The sequence below is a fragment of the Arsenophonus sp. ENCA genome (assembly GCF_002287155.1).
Classification (GTDB): domain Bacteria; phylum Pseudomonadota; class Gammaproteobacteria; order Enterobacterales; family Enterobacteriaceae; genus Arsenophonus; species Arsenophonus nilaparvatae.
Map to the genome: position 1 here is coordinate 1 of NZ_NHNG01000251.1, position 2,377 is coordinate 2,377.

5 protein-coding genes and 1 pseudogene are annotated in these 2,377 nt (G+C 36.6%); all 6 read left to right on the forward strand.

Going from position 1 to position 2,377, the window contains the following annotated elements; translation table 11 throughout:
* Positions 1-448: pseudogene (locus tag CBG25_RS06470) on the forward strand (ATP-dependent helicase); the annotation flags it as partial.
* Between the two features lie 185 nt (positions 449-633).
* A complete protein-coding gene (locus CBG25_RS06475) occupies positions 634-810 on the forward strand; it encodes a hypothetical protein (RefSeq protein WP_290605439.1) in 177 nt (58 codons plus the stop codon).
* Positions 811-833: 23 nt separating this feature from the next.
* Positions 834-1,079: a hypothetical protein gene (locus tag CBG25_RS06480; protein WP_290605441.1), complete on the forward strand. Its 246-nt coding sequence runs from the start codon at positions 834-836 to the stop codon at positions 1,077-1,079.
* Between the two features lie 207 nt (positions 1,080-1,286).
* Positions 1,287-1,436 carry a hypothetical protein gene (locus CBG25_RS06485; protein ID WP_290605443.1) on the forward strand — a complete coding sequence of 50 codons (150 nt, stop codon included), beginning with the start codon at positions 1,287-1,289 and terminating at the stop codon, positions 1,434-1,436.
* A 330-nt stretch (positions 1,437-1,766) separates the two neighbouring features.
* On the forward strand, positions 1,767-2,009 hold the full coding sequence (locus tag CBG25_RS06490) for a DUF4224 domain-containing protein (RefSeq protein WP_290605445.1): 243 nt from the start codon (positions 1,767-1,769) through the stop codon (positions 2,007-2,009).
* Positions 1,987-2,286: a hypothetical protein gene (locus CBG25_RS06495; RefSeq protein ID WP_290605447.1), complete on the forward strand. Its 300-nt coding sequence runs from the start codon at positions 1,987-1,989 to the stop codon at positions 2,284-2,286. Before CBG25_RS06490 ends, CBG25_RS06495 begins: the two co-directional genes overlap by 23 nt.
* The last annotated feature ends 91 nt before the right edge of the window (positions 2,287-2,377 follow it).

The following is a 2,377-nucleotide window of genomic DNA, read 5'->3' on the forward strand; positions in this document are numbered from 1 at the left end:
TGCCAAAATCCAGGCACTGGAAAGTATTGTCAATGAAGCCGGAGGGATGCCAGTACTGGTTGCTTATCACTGGAAACATGACCTTGAGCGTTTATTAAAAGCGTTTCCAAAAGGCAAAATGTTAGACGCTAACCCACAAACCCTTACCGACTGGAATACTGGCAAAATCCCGTTGCTCTTTGCCCATCCTGCAAGCTGTGGACACGGCTTAAATTTACAGGACGGCGGTAATATTCTGGTCTTTTTCTCCCACTGGTGGGATTTAGAGCAGTACCAGCAAATTATTGAACGTATCGGCCCTACGCGTCAAGCGCAAGCCGGACATAACCGCCCTGTCTTTATCCACCATATCGTCGCTAAAGATACACTCGATGAAGTGGTCATGGAAAGGCGCAATTCAAAACGGGCAATACAGGATTTATTACTGGAAGCGATGAAAAGGAAATAAAAAAGACCAGCGCTAGGCTGGCCAACACCAGGTAAAATTAATAAACCATAACCGAAATTCAGAGGGATAAAAATCATCATCTGAAATAAATATAGAAGAGAAATAAATAATTTATCAAAAATAAACCCATTTAAATTGATATAAATCAAAAAGTTATTATTTTTTTAATCAAAGGAGTCTTCATCATGTGGATTTTAATCTTGGCCATGTACGCCAACCCTTATGCATCGAGTAACTTTGCAAGTGTCCATACTCAGGAATTTGACACTGAGAACATGTGCCAATTCGCCGCTAAACAGTTTGAGCGGGAATTTGAGACTTTGAAGGATATTAACGCCAAAGCGATTTGCGTTAAGAAATAAGCTAATTTCACAAAGGTTTAACCATGAAACTTAACATCATTAAACTATTAATCACAACATTATTGTTTATCAGTGCAGCGTTTGCCTTTGAAATGTTAGTAGGACATATTGCTCACGCCGATGCCGTCATCGACCCGCAAATCAGGTTCAAACGTGGCGAATTAGGCAATATCCATTTAGGTGGGCAAGAGCTACTGGTTATCGGCATTATGATAGTGCCAGCTCTTATGGTCTATTTGGGGGTATTTCTCGATACTTTGAAGAAATAGGCTAAAGCAAATAGTTATTATCCCACCTGAATTTACCCCACTCAAATTAGTAATACCGAAAGGTAAACGTTCAGCTATTAAAAAAGACCAGCGCAAGGCTGGCCAACACCAGGGAAAATGTTGCTGTTAACTAACACACAACGGCAACGATACTACCATAAATAATTCACACATGATTAATTTTTGATCAATAACAGGAGTAATCCTATGAATAATATCCACGAATACCGAACAACGTTACATCATGTAAAAGCAGGGATGCAGGTTATTTATCATGGTGAAATGATGGAAATAATTAGATTGAAGGAGAAAAAATTAACAAACAAAGGATTGATATATCAATTTGATACCGATTGAGAAAGCGGAATATTAACCGGAAATGGCGGTAATAAAATCACTGCCTTAGAAAAAATAGACGACTTGCATAAAAGTAAAAGCTGGTATGTTTAACAGGAGATGAAGTGAAGTATGACCTGATACTCGCAGACCCACCCTGGCAATACCAAAATAAAGCATCAAACGCCGCAGCAAATAAATCCTAATACTCTTCCCCACAAATCATATGCCCTGACCTAACAAAGAACGAAGATAACCATTCGTGCTTAGGCTATTTGTTTTTGTGGGGCAATGAAGCGCCCGAGAATAGTGTGAGTTTTTTGAATTAATTCATTAAATGGAAGAATCAAAATGCAGTCAATATATTTATCTGATGATGAGCTTTCTGTACCTACAGGTTACAAACAGAAGAAATCTCAAATTAAATGGTTAGAACAAAATAAATTACCTCATCTAGTAAACAAATTAGGCAAACCTATTGTTTTCAAAGAAATGTTATTTACTAAACAAAGAGTTATTTTCGAACCAGAAGTTGAACCAGAAGTTGAACCAGATTTTGGAGCTTTGATCAATGGCCAGAAAACGCAAAAATAAAGAAGATAATAAATTACCAAGCAGAGTGTCGAAAAGCAAAAGTTCTTATTATCTAAAAACTAAGGAAAACAAAACTATTATTCTTGGTCCATTATCAATGTCAATGTCTGAATTATGGTCTATTTATGAGAATAAGATTCATAATATAAAAAAATTATTATCATTTAAAGAGTTATGGAATATGTATTTAAATAGCCGTCATTTTTCTGAACTTTCAGTTAGATCTCAAAAAGACAAACATTGTCAATGCCAATTGAATTCTGATCCACTTTGCTAAAGTAAAACTGATCCACCCCCTTTAATTTACTCGCTCAGTTCCGCTTTCAATTTTTTATGTAGCTGACCGCTTTTTAGCTTGTCTTTTAACC

What these genes read in the sequence shown, in the direction of transcription:
- CBG25_RS06475 (WP_290605439.1), top strand. Translation starts at nt 634, where the DNA reads ATGTGGATTTTAATCTTGGCCATGTACGCCAACCCTTATGCATCGAGT.
- CBG25_RS06480 (WP_290605441.1), top strand. Translation starts at nt 834, where the DNA reads ATGAAACTTAACATCATTAAACTATTAATCACAACATTATTGTTTATC.
- CBG25_RS06485 (WP_290605443.1), top strand. Translation starts at nt 1,287, where the DNA reads ATGAATAATATCCACGAATACCGAACAACGTTACATCATGTAAAAGCA.
- CBG25_RS06490 (WP_290605445.1), top strand. Translation starts at nt 1,767, where the DNA reads ATGCAGTCAATATATTTATCTGATGATGAGCTTTCTGTACCTACAGGT.
- CBG25_RS06495 (WP_290605447.1), top strand. Translation starts at nt 1,987, where the DNA reads ATGGCCAGAAAACGCAAAAATAAAGAAGATAATAAATTACCAAGCAGA.